This is a genomic window from Pseudoalteromonas sp. CNC9-20 (genome assembly GCF_022347875.1).
Lineage (GTDB): Bacteria > Pseudomonadota > Gammaproteobacteria > Enterobacterales > Alteromonadaceae > Pseudoalteromonas > Pseudoalteromonas ruthenica.
On the sequence record NZ_JAKRFS010000004.1, the window covers coordinates 79,471 to 95,268 of the forward strand.

General features: G+C 47.4%; 18 protein-coding genes. 17 read left to right on the plus strand and 1 reads right to left on the minus strand.

Annotated elements, in window-relative coordinates; translation table 11 throughout:
• Positions 1 to 85 precede the first annotated feature (85 nt).
• Positions 86 to 1,681, plus strand: coding sequence for an EAL domain-containing protein (locus tag MHM89_RS10610; RefSeq protein ID WP_239408761.1), 1,596 nt, complete (start codon positions 86 to 88; stop codon positions 1,679 to 1,681).
• On the opposite strand, the gene MHM89_RS10615 is transcribed toward MHM89_RS10610, so the two are convergent.
• A complete protein-coding gene (locus MHM89_RS10615) occupies positions 1,668 to 2,576 on the minus strand; it encodes a pyridoxal-phosphate dependent enzyme (protein WP_239408762.1) in 909 nt (302 codons plus the stop codon). The genes MHM89_RS10610 and MHM89_RS10615 overlap by 14 nt on opposite strands.
• A 91-nt stretch (positions 2,577 to 2,667) precedes the next feature.
• On the opposite strand from MHM89_RS10615, the gene MHM89_RS10620 reads away from it, so the two are divergent.
• The 16 genes from MHM89_RS10620 (at position 2,668) to MHM89_RS10695 (ending at position 15,774) form a co-directional block, all read left to right on the plus strand.
• Positions 2,668 to 3,603, plus strand: coding sequence for a hypothetical protein (locus tag MHM89_RS10620; protein ID WP_022945515.1), 936 nt, complete (start codon positions 2,668 to 2,670; stop codon positions 3,601 to 3,603).
• Positions 3,600 to 4,193: a PilN domain-containing protein gene (locus MHM89_RS10625; RefSeq protein WP_239408763.1), complete on the plus strand. Its 594-nt coding sequence runs from the start codon at positions 3,600 to 3,602 to the stop codon at positions 4,191 to 4,193. Before MHM89_RS10620 ends, MHM89_RS10625 begins: the two co-directional genes overlap by 4 nt.
• Positions 4,190 to 4,846, plus strand: a complete 657-nt coding sequence (locus MHM89_RS10630) for an agglutinin biogenesis protein MshJ (protein WP_239408764.1) — start codon at positions 4,190 to 4,192, stop codon at positions 4,844 to 4,846. Before MHM89_RS10625 ends, MHM89_RS10630 begins: the two co-directional genes overlap by 4 nt.
• Positions 4,824 to 5,141, plus strand: coding sequence for a hypothetical protein (locus tag MHM89_RS10635; protein WP_239408765.1), 318 nt, complete (start codon positions 4,824 to 4,826; stop codon positions 5,139 to 5,141). Before MHM89_RS10630 ends, MHM89_RS10635 begins: the two co-directional genes overlap by 23 nt.
• Positions 5,125 to 6,816 carry a pilus (MSHA type) biogenesis protein MshL gene (mshL, locus tag MHM89_RS10640; RefSeq protein WP_239408766.1) on the plus strand — a complete coding sequence of 564 codons (1,692 nt, stop codon included), beginning with the start codon at positions 5,125 to 5,127 and terminating at the stop codon, positions 6,814 to 6,816. The genes MHM89_RS10635 and mshL overlap by 17 nt, the downstream gene beginning before the upstream one ends.
• Positions 6,816 to 7,718, plus strand: a complete 903-nt coding sequence (locus MHM89_RS10645) for an AAA family ATPase (RefSeq protein ID WP_239408767.1) — start codon at positions 6,816 to 6,818, stop codon at positions 7,716 to 7,718. Before mshL ends, MHM89_RS10645 begins: the two co-directional genes overlap by 1 nt.
• On the plus strand, positions 7,715 to 8,935 hold the full coding sequence (locus MHM89_RS10650; protein WP_239408768.1) for a hypothetical protein: 1,221 nt from the start codon (positions 7,715 to 7,717) through the stop codon (positions 8,933 to 8,935). The genes MHM89_RS10645 and MHM89_RS10650 overlap by 4 nt, the downstream gene beginning before the upstream one ends.
• Positions 8,935 to 10,647 (plus strand): ATPase, T2SS/T4P/T4SS family, encoded by a 1,713-nt coding sequence (locus tag MHM89_RS10655; RefSeq protein WP_328283339.1) that lies wholly within the window; start codon positions 8,935 to 8,937, stop codon positions 10,645 to 10,647. The genes MHM89_RS10650 and MHM89_RS10655 overlap by 1 nt, the downstream gene beginning before the upstream one ends.
• Positions 10,647 to 11,873 carry a type II secretion system F family protein gene (locus tag MHM89_RS10660; RefSeq protein ID WP_239408769.1) on the plus strand — a complete coding sequence of 409 codons (1,227 nt, stop codon included), beginning with the start codon at positions 10,647 to 10,649 and terminating at the stop codon, positions 11,871 to 11,873. Before MHM89_RS10655 ends, MHM89_RS10660 begins: the two co-directional genes overlap by 1 nt.
• A gap of 1 nt (position 11,874) precedes the next feature.
• A complete protein-coding gene (locus MHM89_RS10665) occupies positions 11,875 to 12,363 on the plus strand; it encodes a hypothetical protein (RefSeq protein WP_138508089.1) in 489 nt (162 codons plus the stop codon).
• A 77-nt stretch (positions 12,364 to 12,440) separates the two neighbouring features.
• Positions 12,441 to 13,019: a prepilin-type N-terminal cleavage/methylation domain-containing protein gene (locus MHM89_RS10670; protein WP_239408770.1), complete on the plus strand. Its 579-nt coding sequence runs from the start codon at positions 12,441 to 12,443 to the stop codon at positions 13,017 to 13,019.
• 21 nt (positions 13,020 to 13,040) lie between these two features.
• Positions 13,041 to 13,586 (plus strand): prepilin-type N-terminal cleavage/methylation domain-containing protein, encoded by a 546-nt coding sequence (locus MHM89_RS18840; protein WP_275441815.1) that lies wholly within the window; start codon positions 13,041 to 13,043, stop codon positions 13,584 to 13,586.
• A 3-nt stretch (positions 13,587 to 13,589) separates the two neighbouring features.
• Entirely contained in the window at positions 13,590 to 14,048 is a 459-nt protein-coding gene (locus MHM89_RS10680; RefSeq protein WP_239408771.1) for a type II secretion system protein, read from the plus strand.
• The gene (locus MHM89_RS10685; RefSeq protein ID WP_239408772.1) at positions 14,038 to 14,598 is read left to right on the plus strand and encodes a prepilin-type N-terminal cleavage/methylation domain-containing protein; all 561 of its coding nucleotides are present in this window, start codon (positions 14,038 to 14,040) and stop codon (positions 14,596 to 14,598) included. The genes MHM89_RS10680 and MHM89_RS10685 overlap by 11 nt, the downstream gene beginning before the upstream one ends.
• Positions 14,598 to 15,299: a type II secretion system protein gene (locus MHM89_RS10690; RefSeq protein ID WP_152441281.1), complete on the plus strand. Its 702-nt coding sequence runs from the start codon at positions 14,598 to 14,600 to the stop codon at positions 15,297 to 15,299. The genes MHM89_RS10685 and MHM89_RS10690 overlap by 1 nt, the downstream gene beginning before the upstream one ends.
• A 34-nt stretch (positions 15,300 to 15,333) precedes the next feature.
• Positions 15,334 to 15,774: a hypothetical protein gene (locus tag MHM89_RS10695; RefSeq protein ID WP_138508084.1), complete on the plus strand. Its 441-nt coding sequence runs from the start codon at positions 15,334 to 15,336 to the stop codon at positions 15,772 to 15,774.
• Positions 15,775 to 15,798: the final 24 nt, after the last annotated feature.

Consider the following 15,798-nt stretch of genomic DNA (forward strand, 5'->3'; position numbering starts at 1 on the left):
GGCTTTTTTATGGGTTCTTGCTTGAGCTTCCCCCTTTCATGGACAACACTTTAGGCATGAGAATGATTATTCGTCGGCCTGTATTTTGTCTTTATTTCGTCCATACCGTACATGGATCACTGTTGGTTTAGCGGCTATTACACTCGCTATATTGTGTAATGCTGTACTTGCGTATGCCTTGCATATGCAGCGCCAAGCCGATATCCATCAGCTATCACATCAACTAGATCGGGTTACTGATGTGGATGATGCGTTATTAACGACCTTACTCGAACCTTATGGCTTTTTCCTTGAGCCTCCTCAGCATGCTTATGTTGACCCTGTGTCTGTGGTTATCTCCACCGGGAATGAACATCAGGAGATATTTGGCTCGCCATTGTGGTTGTCGAAAAGTCACTGGTTTATCATCGGCAATGCGCTGCTGGCGTACATGTGTTGGCAGGTGGTCAACCTTCTTAGGCGAAAGCGTGTATCGCAAAAGAGCAAAGTACCATCGTTAGAAAAAACAGAACAAGCACCGATGAGTGCGAGTATTTTAGGCTTAAACCACTTGTATCAGAGTGTGTTTGCAATCGCCCATTGCACTAAACTGAGTGTTGCTGCAAACGGGGTCGCGAGTTTGCTCGAGGCTTTGTTGCAAGAAAGCTTAAGCTACCAGCAACAGCTGTCGGTGAAGGTGCTTAACACCGGCAGCTTCGCTATTACCATCCACGATATTCATTACCAACACCTCGATAAGCAACTTGAGGCACTCAGTGACACCATTTTACAAAGTTGCCGAGCTTTACTCCCTGAATTGCGGGCTGCAGAGGTTAAGGTGGGCATTTGTAACTACCGAAGCGGTGCTGACCAAGCCATTGTGTATCAATTAACGCAATCGGCGTTGGCATTGGCAAAGCAAAGTAAAGACAAACATTGCTACCGTATCCCCTTTAGCCATAACCACTCTATGTTGTTGGCAGCGAAGTCCTGCTCGCTGAGTGAAAGTGTACAAAAAGATCACTTTATTTGCTTTTTCCAGCCCGTATTTGATTTGCATAGCGAGCAAATACTGCATCACGAAACCTTGCTACGTGTTCGCCACCAGCAGTTGGGCCTGATTTCACCAGAGTACCTCGAAGAGCCGCAAACACGCAAAGCAGAAAGCAGTGTGGATAGTGCCGTTTTAGCCCGATTGGATAAAATGCTTGCCACCGAGGTGCAACAAGGTGATGTCAGCATCAACTTGCAACAATCAAGCTGGTTCGATGGTGAATTTTGGCAACGTCTTAAGCTCTTTCTCGAGCAACATCGCAATGTTCTTATCGAATGTAAGGCCGAACTTTTAGAGCAGCATCAATATATCGTGCGTAGGCGGGTGCGCCGAACTAAGGCATGCCAACGCGGAATTATTATTGACCAATTACGAACATGGCCGAATGTGGATCTCGATAAATTGGCGGTGCCTGTACAAGCGATAAAACTGGCACCCGAACTTATTGCCCACATTGAAGTGGATAAAAATGTGCAAAAGCGTGTGTTGGCTTACGTTGCAAAGGCCCAACAGCACAGTATTCCAATAATTGCTGTAGGCGTTGAAAGGCAACAACAAGTTTTGGTGTTACAGCAGCTCGGGGTTAGGGCTGCACAAGGTGCATACTTCTCTGGTGCACTGCAACTGTCAACCTTCAAGTCGCTTTGAGTAGGCCGCGATAACGCAAGCCATTGAGCCCTTGCAAGCCCCCGGTATGTACGGCAATGATGCGACTGCCGGCAGGAAAATACCCTTGTGCAATCAGTTGCCACAGGGCGTACATCATTTTCCCCGTGTAAATAGGCTCCAGTGGCACTTGATAGGTGGCTCTGAAATCTTGGCAAAAGCGCCATTGTTTGTCACTAAAGCGGCCATAACCGCCATCATGAAAGTGCTGCATTAATTGCCAGTCACAGTGGTGTGTAGAAGTTAGTTGGCTTATTTCATGATTCAGGTAATCTGCATTTTTGAGCACGGCAATACCAAGTACTTTTCGCTGCGTATGGCCTGCGCATAACCCTGCTAAGGTACCGCCACTTCCTGTAGCGCACACTAGATAATCGTGTTCTGGTAAGGTTTGGGCTAGCTCCGCTACACCGCGTAGCGCCGCGTGGTTGGTTCCGCCTTCAGGGAGAATGTAGACATTACCAAAGCGTTGCTTAAGCTCATTGAGGTAATCTTTTTGCTGGCGCAAGCGGTAGTCTTTACGCGTGACCGCCACTAACTTCATACCGCAGGCGTGGGCAAAGCGCAGTGTGGGGTTGTGCATATCAAGTTCAGGGCCGCGCACGATGCCAATGGTGCTTAGACCAAATAGTTTTCCAGCGGCGGCCGTTGCATATAAATGATTGGAGAAAGGACCGCCAAAAGTGAGCAACTGCCTACATTCAGAAGCCTGAAAAGCCGCTAAGTTGTACTTTAATTTTCGCCATTTATTACCTTGGATCAGAGGGTGATACAAATCGTCGCGTTTGATGCTTAGTTGCACGTTGTGATGCCGCAGCAGCGGATGGTGAATTTGCTGCATGGGCGACTCTTTAATGGATGTGATCACTGAGTTCATAGTTTTGCCCTAGTTTTCCCCCTAATTAACTTGCTAAATTCCGCAAATTATTGATACTTTGTATATTCTTATAGGTGATACTGCAGACTATATGGCATCTAAACTCTTGGCCCGTGTTCCTTGGCTAAATACAAAGAAAAAGTCCGAAGCAATAGTGGGCGTTGCCTTGTACGCAGACGTGTTACGCGCGGTGCAGTTAAAGCAAAAAAAGCAACAGTGGTTTGTCAGTGATACCGAAGAGCTGCCGCTCAACGATTCAGCTAACTATTCGAAAGCTTTACTTAAATTGCTGCGCAAGATTTCTTCTGACGCTTGCGACTTGTACGTGGTGTTACCACAATCCTATTATCAGATAGTACAGGCCGAGAAGCCAGAGCTGAGCGAGCAAGAAATCACTCAGTCACTGCCGTGGACACTAAAAGACTTGGTGAGCATAAGCGCCGAGAATATCATTGCTGATTATATCGATTACCCGATTCAAAGCACCGGTCAAAAGGCCAAGATTAATGTGTTTGCTACCGACAAGCAGCAATTGCGGCCACTGGTCTCTGAGCTCGATAAGCTCAATGACTGCCACCTTCAGCAGTTATCGGTGAAAGAAACCACCCTCGCAGCGATGACCGCCAAAGATAACTATGCCCGCTTGGTGGTGTACCAGGAGCCTGGTGATGAACCCAGTGTGTTAATCATTCGCGACCAACAATTGCTGCTTAATCGCAGGCTACGAGGGTTCAGCGCGTTACAGCAACAGCCCGATGAGACCACTTTGTCGCACTTAAGTGATTCGTTAGGGCTTGAGATTCAGCGCTCTATGGACTTTTATGAGAGCCAGCTCAAGCAGCCACCAATAAAGGAAATTCTTATTCAAGGCATTGATGATGCTCAGGCGGTGATCTCGCGTTTGCAAGCGTTTCAAACTACCCCTATTGTGGAGTTTAAACCGGTTATGGATTTGGCTGATGTGATTGACCCTAAATTCCATATGGCTTTGGCGGGCGCCTATTTTCCGATGTTGGAGCAGGCATGAAGAGCAGCATAAATTTTTACCAAGAAAGCTTGAAGCCGCGTCATGATCCGCTGCCGCTGGCTCTAGTCGTAAAAATATTCATCGCTGCATTTGTCGTGTTGGCTGTGGTTATCGCCCTGCAAGTGTGGCGTAACAACCATCAGCAACAGCAGCTGCAGGAGCTTACACAGCAACATAGCCACCTAAAAGCTGAAGTGGCAGAGCTTAACAAGCAATTAGCGCAGCGGCGCGATACCAAGAACTTGCAGCAGCAATTAGAACAGCAGCAGCGTGCAGAGCAGCATCGCCTTAGTTTGATTGCATATTTACAAGGGAAGGGCAGCGGTGTACCACTTAGTTACAGCGCCTTGATGAATGACTTGGCGCGCTATCACAACCCACAAGTGTGGCTGACAGAAATTAATATTAGCCAGCGTCATGTGCAGTTACAGGGCAAAACGGCGGTACCTAGTGAAATAGCTCCATGGCTTAAACAATTAAGAAATTCCAACTACTTTTTAGGTAAAGAGTTTTCGGTTTTGGAGTTCGATGAAAGTGATGAGCTAAGACAGTTTAATGTGTCTACTCGCATTGATGGGGAGCAGCTATGAAGCGTTGGCAACATATAAGTAACCAGTTTAGCCAGCTGCAACAGCGTGAAAAGATGCTGGTGCTGACAGTGGGGCTGTTCTGTATTCTGTACTTAGGTGGGTGGTTTATAAGCATGCCATTGATGGAAAATCACGACCAAGCAGCCACGCAAATTGCCGGTTACCAAAGTGAGAATGCATCACTTCGCACACAGCGACAGGCACTCACTCAAGCTTTGGCTATTGATTATAAAGCTAATCTCAAGTTGCAGCTTCAAGAGCTGCACCAGCGTAACCGCGATTTAGACCAACAATTACAACAGCTCAGTGATGGTTTTGTGTCCGGCGACCGTATGCCCGATGTTCTCGGCGATTTGCTAGCTCAGCAACAAGGGGTGCAGTTACTGGGTTTTAAAGTGATGGGTGTGGAAGCGGTGCAAACAGGCGAGCAAAGTGAGCCAGCGTCACCACAATTACAGTTTTATCAGCACAATATGCAGATGACCTTGCAAGGTAATTACTTTGCTTTGCGAGATTATATGGCACGAATTGAGCAAGCAGCCACTCGGGTACTCATCACAGGCTTTCATTATCAGGTGCAGGAGCATCCGAGAGCGCAACTCACCTTGAACTTAGCAACGGTAAGTAACAATGAAACATTTATTAGCCTGTAGCCTGTTCATGATCGTAAGCGTGCCAATAGCGGCACAAGTTTTACAAGACCCAACACGCCCCGCTGTGCAGGCACAGACCTCACGTAGTACTGAATCGGTACAGCAGCAATGGGTATTGGAGTCGGTAGTGAGTAAAAAAGGTCAACATAAGGCCATTATTTCTGGGCAGTTATACGCTCAGGGGGATAAGTTAGCCGATTACACTGTCACCAATATTAGCGCCCATGCTGTGCTCCTTGTTCAAGGTGCAAAGCAATTGAAGTTAGAGTTATATAGCAATGAAATTAAACAATAAGTTATTAGTCCACTGGTTTATAGTTGGTACCTCTTCGTTGCTGGCTAGCGCCTGTGCGACCTTCGGCACCGGAGAACGAGTGCAACCTCATATTGCCAAGGAACTAGAACCCGCAAAACAGTCGCAGGTTAGTGAGGCACCGCAACCCCCGAAAGATTTTGAGCAAGAATTGCTGAGCTCGGTATCAGCACACACTAAGGTGCAGCCCAGCACGGCTATTGAGCGCTTCGATGTGGTCGCTAATGAAGTAGCACTGCGGCCATTTTTTAACGCTCTGGTAGACGATACCCCTTTCAGTGTCGCTATTCATCCTGAGGTATCCGGCGCCATTAGTTTGAACCTTAAGCAGGTCAGTATGGATGAAGTGCTTAAGATCATCACCCGCATGTATCCACTTGATGTGTTTCTTGAAGGCCAGGTAGTGCAAGTCTTACCAGCCAAAATGCGCACCGAATCTATAGCGGTAAACTATCTGATGATGCGTCGCTTTGGTGTATCGAATGTCAGTGTCATCTCTGGCGGTGTGAGCGATTACGATCAGAATAATAACGGCAACAGTGGCAACGGAAATAACAACTTTAGTGGCAATAATGGCGGTAATAACAACGCCATTAATAACAATAATGGCAACAACAGTGGCTTTGGAAATATTCAACAGCTTAACGGCTCAAATATTCAAACCAGTAGCGAGAGTGATTTTTGGGCTGACTTAAAAGAGGCATTGCAATCGCTGGTGGGCACACACGGTGGTCGTTATGTCATTGTTAGCCCACAGGCAAGCTTGGTAACAGTGCATGCACTACCGAGTGAAATTGCTGCCATGAAAGAGTTCTTGCGCCACAGTGAGGAAAGCTTGCAGCGGCAAGTGATTTTAGAAGCGCGCATCATCGAGGTGACACTCAAAGATGAGTATCAGCAGGGAGTCAATTGGTCTGAAATAGCGGCAAATATTGGCAGTACATCACTGTCATTCTCCTCGACAGCAGCGCAGCTCGGTAATCAAATTTCTGCGGAATTAGGGGGGGCTGCTAGTTTGGTTTTCTCTAATCCCGATTTTGCTGGGGTGATCAATTTATTGCAAACGCAAGGTGATGTTCAAATGCTCTCAAACCCTAGAGTGACTGCAACTAATAACCAAAAAGCGGTGATTAAAGTAGGGGAAGATGAATACTTTGTAACCGATGTGTCCAGCAGCGAAGACATTGGCAGTGTCACTCAACAAAATAACAATGACATTGAGCTTACGCCCTTTTTCTCTGGCATAGCCTTGGATGTAACACCTCAAATAGACAAATATGGCTCGGTGATTTTGCACGTACACCCGTCAGTGACGCAAACCGAGGAGCAAACCAAGTCAATTAAATTAGGGAGCGAAAGTATCGAACTGCCTTTGGCCCAAAGCAATATTCGTGAGTCTGATACGGTAATCAGGGCATCGAGCGGCGAAATCGTGGTTATCGGAGGCCTAATGCAAACCATTACCTCTGACGAGGTTTCGAAAACGCCGGTGTTAGGCGATATTCCTCTTGTTGGTAACCTATTTAAAAGTATTCGTAAGAAGCAGAATAAAAAAGAGTTGGTTATCTTACTGCGCCCGACCGTGGTTATGCCGGACACGTGGAAGAAACAACAACAACGCTCACGTAAATTGTTAGAGACCTGGTACCGCAATTAATGTATCTCAGCTTTTTTAACCTAACGGAAATGCCGTTTTCGCTCACCCCGAACACGCAGTTCTACTGTGCTCTTGAGCCTCATAACGAAGCGCTGAAAGTGCTGCTCAGTGCACTGAGTATGTCCGAAGGGTTTATAAAAGTTACCGGGGAAGTAGGTACAGGCAAAACGCTGATTTGTCGGAAGTTGATAAACCACCTTGAGGATAATTATGTGGTTGTCTATTTGCCCAACCCTTATTTGACCCCAGATGAATTGCGATGGGCGGTGGCGGCTGAACTGGGGCTGGAACTTGCGCCCGAACAAGATCAACAAACATTGAGCCAATCCATAGAGAAGCGGCTGTTAACCCTGAGTCAAGAAGGGAAAAAGGTGGTTATGATTGTTGATGAGGCACAATGTTTTAGTTGGGAAGCGCTGGAGGCGTTGCGGTTATTAACCAACTTAGAAACGGAGCAAAAAAAACTGCTCCAAGTAGTCCTCTTTGGTCAACCAGAACTGGATACTAAGTTAGCCAACCCGCAAGTAAGGCAACTGCGCCAACGTATCGGTTTCTCCTACCAACTTAGGCCGATGACAGCAGCGGAAGTGGACTACTACATTAATCATCGCCTTAGCCGCGCAGGCGCGCAGTCCCCCCTCTTTTCACCGCGTCTGAACCACCATATAGCACGGGCTTGTCGCGGCATTCCTCGGTTAGTAAATACGGTATGCCACAAAGCGCTATTATTGGCTTATGGGGAAGGGAAAACTGAACTCAATAAGCGCTATATTCGCGCGGCAATTGCCGATACCGAGGATTGCTACGCGCCAACATCTATGCGGCGCTGGTGGTTGTTTGCAGTGCTCAGTGCGACAGTGTTAGGCGTGGTGGGTATTTGGTTGTGGAGACAAGTGTTGTGAGTCTACTAAACAAGGCCCTCAAAGACATTGAGCAGCGCGATGGCGAACATGAACTGGCGTTAGAGCCGACCGTGCAACTGCCGCAGGCGCGGCCTTGGCGAAATGTCATCACCATTGTTGCGGTGTTAGTGAGCGCCATGGTCGTCATAGCCCTTGCTTATTTATTAATTCCTCAAGCACCTGAAGAGTCAGAGGCTGCTCATTCAGCACCTGAAGCAAAAGGTTTAGTCACTAAACCGCTCGAAAAGCAACCTATAACATTTAAACAATCAGTTGCGAGTCAAGTCATTCAGCCACAATTGAATGAGGCTGATGATGAGGCTGAGCTACGTCGGCAAAGTAACCGTGAAACACGTGTTACTAATGAAAGTACTTACAACGGCAATAAAAACGGTAAACAACGAGTATCGCCATCACAAGACTCATCTTTGAGCCAGTCACGGCACTTACCCGATACTAAAGAGCCCGTCGCTGAAATTTCCCAAGATAAGATGCTTGAGTCGGCGCCAAAACCAATAATAAAGCAGCCAAGAACGTCTAAGACCGAGCCTCCAGCAAGTGCAGCCAACGCCACGCAGCCAGTAACGTCATCCAGTGATACCGCCGTGAAGGTCGTCAAGGCGTTAAGTGTTCAGCAGCGCGCGCAGCGCTGGTTTGAGCAAGGACAACAGTCGCTGCGCTTTGCAATGACGAACGAGGCCATAAAGCAGTTTGAACAAGCCGTTATCCTAGTTCCCGAACATGAACAAGCCCGGTCATCACTCGCTGCGACCTTATATGGACAACAGCGTTTAGAAGAAGCATACAGTGTTCTAATTAATGGCTTAAAAGTGGCGCCAGAAACCCTTTCGTGGCGTGTCATGATTGCCAAAATGGCCATTGAACAACAGCAATATCAGCGCGTGCTAGAGGTGTTAGGAGATGGGCAGGATGCGCGCGCAACGCAACTGGGTAACAACGACTATTGGATTTTAAAAGGATCGGCAGCGCGGCAGCTAAAGCAGCACGATATTGCCAAGGTATGCTTTACTGAATTAGTAAGGCGTCAACCCAATGTAGCTAAATGGTGGTTGGCGTTGGCCACATCAGAAGACGCACTAGGCCAATACCATAGCGCTCGAGGGCATTATGCTACCGCCTTACAATTAGGTGGCTTATCAGGGCCGTCACAACAATACGCTCGGGCTCGCTATGATAGTTTACAGGACACGCCATGATTAGACCTCGCTTAAAAATGCGCTTAGGGGACCTCTTAGTCCACGAGCAAATAATTACCGAAGAACAGCTTGAGCAAGCGCTGGCGGCGCAAAAAAGCTCAGGGCGGAAACTTGGCGCGACCCTAGTTGATTTAGGCGTGATTGCCGAGCCACAGTTACTGCGCTTTTTAGCTCAGCAACTGAATGTTCCCTTTTTAGATATTTCGCAACGTCGCATCGCGCCAGAAACCGCCACCCTCTTACCTGAGGTTTATGCGCGCCGTTACCGTGCGCTAGTTATTGAGGATAACGGCGACAGCGTGTTATTGGGTATGAGTGACCCTGCTGATTTAAGTGGTCTCGACCAGTTAGGGCCTATTCTGGGTTCGAAGCGCATTGACCTTGCGGTGGTGCAAGAGTCACAAATGTTAGAGGCGTTCGATACCGTATACCGACGCACCCAAGATATTGCTAACTTTGCTGAACAACTTGATGAGGAATATCAAGAAGGGGAAGAGTTCGAACTCAACGCCCTCGATGACAGCACCTCAGACGCAACGGTTGTTAAGCTACTGCAATCCATTTTTGAGGATGCGGTACAGGTTCGTGCCTCGGATATCCATATTGAGCCCGATGAAAAGATGCTGCGCATTCGTCAGCGGGTGGATGGTGTGTTGCAAGAGAATATCTTAGATCATGTTAAGATTGCCTCAGCCTTAGTGCTACGCCTTAAGTTAATGTCTGGCTTGGATATATCAGAAAAGCGCATTCCCCAAGACGGGCGCTTTAATATCAAAGTAAAAGGCCACAGCATAGATGTGCGGCTCTCGACCATGCCGGTGCAAAATGGTGAATCGGTGGTGATGCGTTTGCTGGATCAATCCGCCGGGCTGCTCACCTTAGATCAAACCGGTATGCCAGCACCTTTGCTACGTAAGTTACGGGAAACGCTGAAGCGTCCGCACGGCATGATCCTTGTTACTGGCCCCACCGGCTCGGGTAAAACGACGACCCTGTATGGGGCCTTGAGCGAACTTAATCAGGCTCAGAATAAAATAATCACTGTGGAAGATCCTGTTGAATACCGTATCAGCCGTATAAATCAGGTCCAGGTGAACAGTAAAATAGGCTTGAGCTTTGCGAATGTGTTACGTACAACCTTGCGCCAAGACCCTGATATAATCATGGTCGGCGAGATGCGAGACCAAGAAACCGTGGAAATAGGGCTGCGAGGTGCACTAACGGGACACTTGGTATTGAGTACTTTGCACACCAATGATGCCATCACCAGCGCCATGCGTCTTATCGATATGGGTGCGCCACCTTATCTGGTTGCCAGCTCCTTGCGAGCGATTATCGCTCAGCGCTTAGTGCGTCGTATTTGTCAAAACTGTCAGCAACCCTATGAAGCCGACGAGCAAGAACGTGCCTGGGTACGTTATTTACAGCCTCACCTAGCGGATGCGCAATTCTACCAAGGGCGAGGCTGCAACAGCTGCAATCACACCGGTTATAAAGGCCGTATCGGGGTGTTTGAGCTACTAGAAATGAACGAAGATATGATGGATGCGCTGCGCCAAAGTGATACCCAAGCCTTTGCACAAGCAGCGAAGAATAACCCAGATTTCTCACCTTTATCACATATGGCAATGGACTACGCTCAGCAAGGGATCACCACTTTGGATGAAGTATTCAAAGTAGCTGAATATGTACCTGAGGTGGTAAACAGCTAGTGGCGCATTTTCGTTATCAGGCCAAAGATAGCCAGGGCAAACTAATTAAAGGCGTGGTTGAGGCTAATAACGCACAAGCGGCTGCGGATCAGTTATTGGCGCGTCAAAGTGTGCCCATTAAGATAGATGAAACACAGGTGGTAAAAAGCGCCGATAACAAACCGTTTATGGCTTGGCTTCAGCCCAAGGTCGGCCTTGATGAGATGATTATCTTTTCACGGCAAATGTATTCACTGCTCAAAGCGGGGATCCCGATTATCCGCGCTATTAACGGCCTGGCTGAAACCACCACAAATCCGCGTTTTCGCGAGGTATTAAAAGAAATTACTACTCAGCTTGAGCAGGGGCGCAATTTATCCGCTGCTATGGCGAGCCACAAGGAGGTTTTTCATCGTTTAATGATCTCTATCGTGGTGGTGGGTGAAAACACCGGTAAGCTTGAGGATGCCTTTTTACAGTTGGCTGAATATTTTGAACGCGAGCAAGAAACGCGAAAACGAATAAAAGCGGCATTGCGCTATCCTACGTTTGTGATCATCGCTCTCATCGCGGCCATGTTTATCTTAAATATTTTTGTGATCCCCGTGTTCGCGCAAATGTTCTCTAAATTCGATGCTGAGTTGCCGCTGATGACGCGCATTCTCATTGGCACTTCTAATTTCTTTGTTCATTACTGGTGGTTGTTGCTAGCACTGATGGCGGCAAGCTATTACGGGATACGGCGTTACTTAGGTACCGAGCTAGGACGATTGAAATGGGATCGCGTGAAATTACGTTTACCCATTATTGGCAGTATCATTGAACGCTCTTTGTTATCTCGATACAGCCGCAGTTTTGCCATGGTGTTACGTTCTGGTGTACCAATGACCACCGGGCTATCCCTTACGGCTGATGCTGTTGATAATGCCCATATGCATCAGCGTATTGTCGAGATGCGACGCGGCATAGAAAAAGGCGACAGCCTATTGCGGGTTTCCCGACAGAGTGAGCTCTTCTCGCAGTTGGTGTTGCAAATGGTTGCAGTCGGGGAGGAAACCGGTCGCGTTGATGAACTGTTGCAAGAAAGTGCCGACTACTATGAACGCGAAGTGGATTTTGATTTAAAGAGCCTGACCGCGAAGATAGAGCCCATTTTAATTGCTTTAGTGGCGGTAATGGTGCTAATACTAGCATTGGGTATTTTTACTCCTATGTGGAACCTGATGTCTGCGATTAAAGGGGGCTAAAGTGCGTAATCAGCAGCAGGTGAGCCGGCGTTTGAGCCGGGTTTATCAACTGCTTATTAGTGGGTTGCTGATTTGTGTGTTTATTGGCTTTTTTATTTACTATATCAGCCAGTTATTTAATACTGTCAATGACGTGAATTTGCATAAAGCGGTGGCGGAGTTCCATCACAGTGCCGTTGCTATTCATGGTAAGTGGCTAGCCCATAAACAAGATACCATTCTCTTAGAGCAGGTGAGCGCGCAAATGCAGGTGGTGGGTCAACAACAGTTTGTGGTTAATCGCTTTGGTTGGCCGACAGGCCTTGAAGGCGATGGGGCTCCCTGTCAGGGCTTATTTGCCCGCATGCAAGGGCAGGGCAACCTAGCTGGGGTCAGTGTTAAGCCGATATGGGCAGGGCAAGCCTTAGTCGGGTGTGAGTTTCTTTTTAATGAGCGAACCTGGTTTCGCTTTGATGTACACACGGGCCAAGTGGCTGTTACACTCAAATAAAAAAATATAATGATTTTTGAGTAATTTAGCCTTTGGTCTAGAATGAATTTAGGTACTTAACTCTGTTGGAGTAGGCAATGAAACGCAAACAACAAAGTGGCTTTACACTTATAGAGCTTATTATAGTAGTCATTATTTTAGGGCTTTTGGCTGCAACCGCATTGCCGCGCTTTATCGATGTTACCGATGATGCCCGCGAAGCATCGGTTGAAGGCGTGGCTGGTGGATTTGCAGCGGCGATAGGGTTAGTGCGCTCACAATGGGAAGTTGACGGTCGCGTAGTCGATAATGGTGGCGCTGATATTACCACTGTGGTGTACGACCAAGTTACCTTAGGTGTTGATGGCGATATTGGCTACCCCACCAACGATGGCGGCTCCGACACCACTGTTGGCGCTATGGCGCGCCAAGATTGCAAAGATGTGTTTGATCTTATTTTACAATCAGCCCCTATTAATACTATTGACCCAAATCAGGCCGCGCAAAGCCGTTATTACGTACAATTTAACGCGGCCAATTCGCAGTGTATTTACTATCTTGTGGATTCACTCGACACCACCAATGTCGCGAATTTGCCTGATGATTCTGTGCCTGATGGTGCAGCTACTGATGGTTTTACTTACTTCCCCGCAACTGGGCAAGTAACCGTATTTTAAGTTTGCTATAACGAGGTACAGATGATGAAAGCAACAAAACAGCAAGGTTTCACTTTAATCGAATTGATTATTGTGATTGTTATTCTAGGGATTCTTGCAGTCACAGCAGCGCCACGCTTTTTAAACTTGCAAGGTGATGCCAATGCGGCAACGGTACAAGGTGTTAGAGGCGCGATGAACTCTGCCAAAGATATCGTTTACGGAAAGGCTATTATTGAAGGTATTCAGGGCGATGCAGGTGATGGCACCATAGGGGTTGACTTAGGCACTGATGGAACCGTTGATGTAACGACTTCCTTTGGCTACCCACAAGCCGCAGCTACTGGTATTGCCGCAGCGATGGATATTGATTTAACCAATGACTTTGCAAGCAATGTGATTGCCGCTGCAGGCGGGACACCCGCTATCTTTGTGGTAAGAGCTACAGGTAGTGCAGCACCGACTGCGGTAGTGGCAGGCAATGGCACCGGCGGTGAAGCTAATGATGGCTGCTATGTGGCCTATACCGAAGCAGCTGATGCTAATACACCGCCAGTGATCACCTTAAATCTTGACGACTGTCAGTAAGCAATGAACAACCGTGGTTTTACGCTCGTTGAGCTCATAATCACGATTATCCTTATTGGGGTATTGGCGGTGACTGCCATACCCCGCTTTCTCGGCTCCAACAACGAAGATGCCTATACTTTAAGAGATCGCACGCTGGCGATGATCCGCAGTATCCAGTTGCAGGCGATGCACAATCTTAATAGTAATAATTGCGTTAAAATTACCACCACGTTAATTGCCCCCCCCGCTAATCAAAATTGCGCAAATCCTATTTCTACAGCCTTTGACGACTACCTCGTTGTGGATAGCACCGGCACTGATATCACTTTTACCACCACCGATAACAACGGTGGCAGCTTTAATTCATTGTCTTTTAACCATCTAGGGCAACCAGATCTTAATTGCGCCAATACCTGCCGTGTACAGGTGGGGAATCAAGCCGTGTGCATTAGCGGCGAAGGGGCTGTGTATGGCTGTTAAGCGCCCGCGAGCGAGAGGCTTTACGCTAGTCGAATTGATTCTGGGCATTGTAATTTTTGCCATCGCGATGGTCATTGTATTCACCTTGATTGCTCCGCAAGCAAGGCAAAGCGCTGAACCGCTGGTGCAAGTAAAAGCAGCCAAGCTCGGGCAGTCATTGATGAATGAAATTCTGGGTAAAGCCTATGATGAAAACAGCGATCGCAGTCCGCCCTTTCAGCGCTGCGATGAGAAGCCCGTCGGTTGTACGCTGGCAGCTAATCTTGGTGAAGATACAGGCGAGAGTGACAGTGGTAATGTCTGTGGTGGTCGTGTTAACTACGACGATGTCGATGATTATATTGATATGCCGCAACAACCAGTTTGTGACGCGCAGGGCTCGCCCCTTTTAGACTATGGCCAGTACAGAGCAAATGTTTCGGTTGTTTATGATCAGGATTATACTCAAAGTACGTCAGATACAGGAGATAGTGCCAAACGCGTTGATATAAGTGTTTTTGCTCCGAACGGAGAAGTGTACCGCTTTCAAATTTATCGAGGGAACTATTAATGAGAGGTGTTAGCGGGTTTACCCTAGTTGAACTAATAATAGTGATAGTCCTCCTTGCTATTGTCGCTATTGGCACTACCCAGTTTATTAGTCTTGGTGCGCAAATTTATACCGAAGGTCAACAACGTTCAGAGCTGGTTTCTCAGGCACGTTTTCTCATACTGCGGTTAGAGAAAGAGTTACGCAATGCACTACCCAATGCAACAAATTTTGATACATCCACTGGGTGCTTAAATTTCATACCAATCGTAAGTAGTGGTACTTACTTAGATGAAGCGACTGACAATCCATTGAGAATCGTGGATTTTCAAGATGCAGTTAAAGCGGGGAACTCAATATCAATTTTCCCCGTTGGTCCATCAAATTTACGTAAAGAGACTGTGAGTAGCGTGGTAGTAGAAAACACCGGAAAATTGACTAAAAAGGTTACCTTCAATACCGCTTTTGAAGTGGAATCTCCGGCAAAACGTTATTTCATTATAGACGAGCCAGTTAGTATTTGCGCTAAAAGCGAGGGTGGCAGAACGGTGTTAGAACGCCGGGTAGACAGTTCAGGCTCTTGGCTGGCAGTTGACATTAGGGATTGGGTGGCAAGCTATGACCCACAAACAGCCAACGTACATTTTGCACTTGAATTACGTTCCGCAAGGGGGGAATCTCTTCAAATTAGCCACGAGGTTCATATAGCCAATGCGCCATAGAACTTGCGTTAACATACACAGTCAAAGGGGCTCAATGCTTGTTATTGCTGTCGTGGTGTCGGTGTTGTTATTAACGCTGGGGTTAGCTATGAGTAATATATTGACAGCAGAAACAAAGAGGAACGCGGTGGAATACTATGGTGTTATGGCTTATGGTGCCGCGCAAAGTGGTGTCGAGCGTACGCTCGTGCGCTTATACACTCATGATCATAGCGTATCCGAGCTGGAATGTTCTGACTTAGAAGTTGGAACTTTAGCCACCCCAGGTGACGGTATGACTTTTGATAGTGGGCAGTTGAATAGCTGTGAAATAGATATCATAGATTGCAAAAAGGCTGACGATGTAGCAGAGCGAATGGCCAGTTCTGGCTTTGTGGATGTTTACCGTTTTACAAGTTATGCGCAATGTGGCGCTAGCAACCTTGATACTAGCCGTAGCATCGTAGTTGAAGTGAAAAGAGAAGATAAGCTATGAGGAAGTTTACTTGGCTATGGTTAT

Coding starts and splice junctions, on each gene's coding strand:
- MHM89_RS10670 (WP_239408770.1), top strand. CDS start 12,441: ATGAAACGCAAACAACAAAGTGGCTTTACACTTATAGAGCTTATTATA.
- MHM89_RS10620 (WP_022945515.1), top strand. CDS start 2,668: ATGGCATCTAAACTCTTGGCCCGTGTTCCTTGGCTAAATACAAAGAAA.
- MHM89_RS10680 (WP_239408771.1), top strand. CDS start 13,590: ATGAACAACCGTGGTTTTACGCTCGTTGAGCTCATAATCACGATTATC.
- MHM89_RS10615 (WP_239408762.1), bottom strand. CDS start 2,576: ATGAACTCAGTGATCACATCCATTAAAGAGTCGCCCATGCAGCAAATT.
- MHM89_RS10635 (WP_239408765.1), top strand. CDS start 4,824: ATGAAACATTTATTAGCCTGTAGCCTGTTCATGATCGTAAGCGTGCCA.
- MHM89_RS10625 (WP_239408763.1), top strand. CDS start 3,600: ATGAAGAGCAGCATAAATTTTTACCAAGAAAGCTTGAAGCCGCGTCAT.
- mshL (WP_239408766.1), top strand. CDS start 5,125: ATGAAATTAAACAATAAGTTATTAGTCCACTGGTTTATAGTTGGTACC.
- MHM89_RS18840 (WP_275441815.1), top strand. CDS start 13,041: ATGATGAAAGCAACAAAACAGCAAGGTTTCACTTTAATCGAATTGATT.
- MHM89_RS10645 (WP_239408767.1), top strand. CDS start 6,816: ATGTATCTCAGCTTTTTTAACCTAACGGAAATGCCGTTTTCGCTCACC.
- MHM89_RS10685 (WP_239408772.1), top strand. CDS start 14,038: ATGGCTGTTAAGCGCCCGCGAGCGAGAGGCTTTACGCTAGTCGAATTG.
- MHM89_RS10630 (WP_239408764.1), top strand. CDS start 4,190: ATGAAGCGTTGGCAACATATAAGTAACCAGTTTAGCCAGCTGCAACAG.
- MHM89_RS10690 (WP_152441281.1), top strand. CDS start 14,598: ATGAGAGGTGTTAGCGGGTTTACCCTAGTTGAACTAATAATAGTGATA.
- MHM89_RS10695 (WP_138508084.1), top strand. CDS start 15,334: ATGCTTGTTATTGCTGTCGTGGTGTCGGTGTTGTTATTAACGCTGGGG.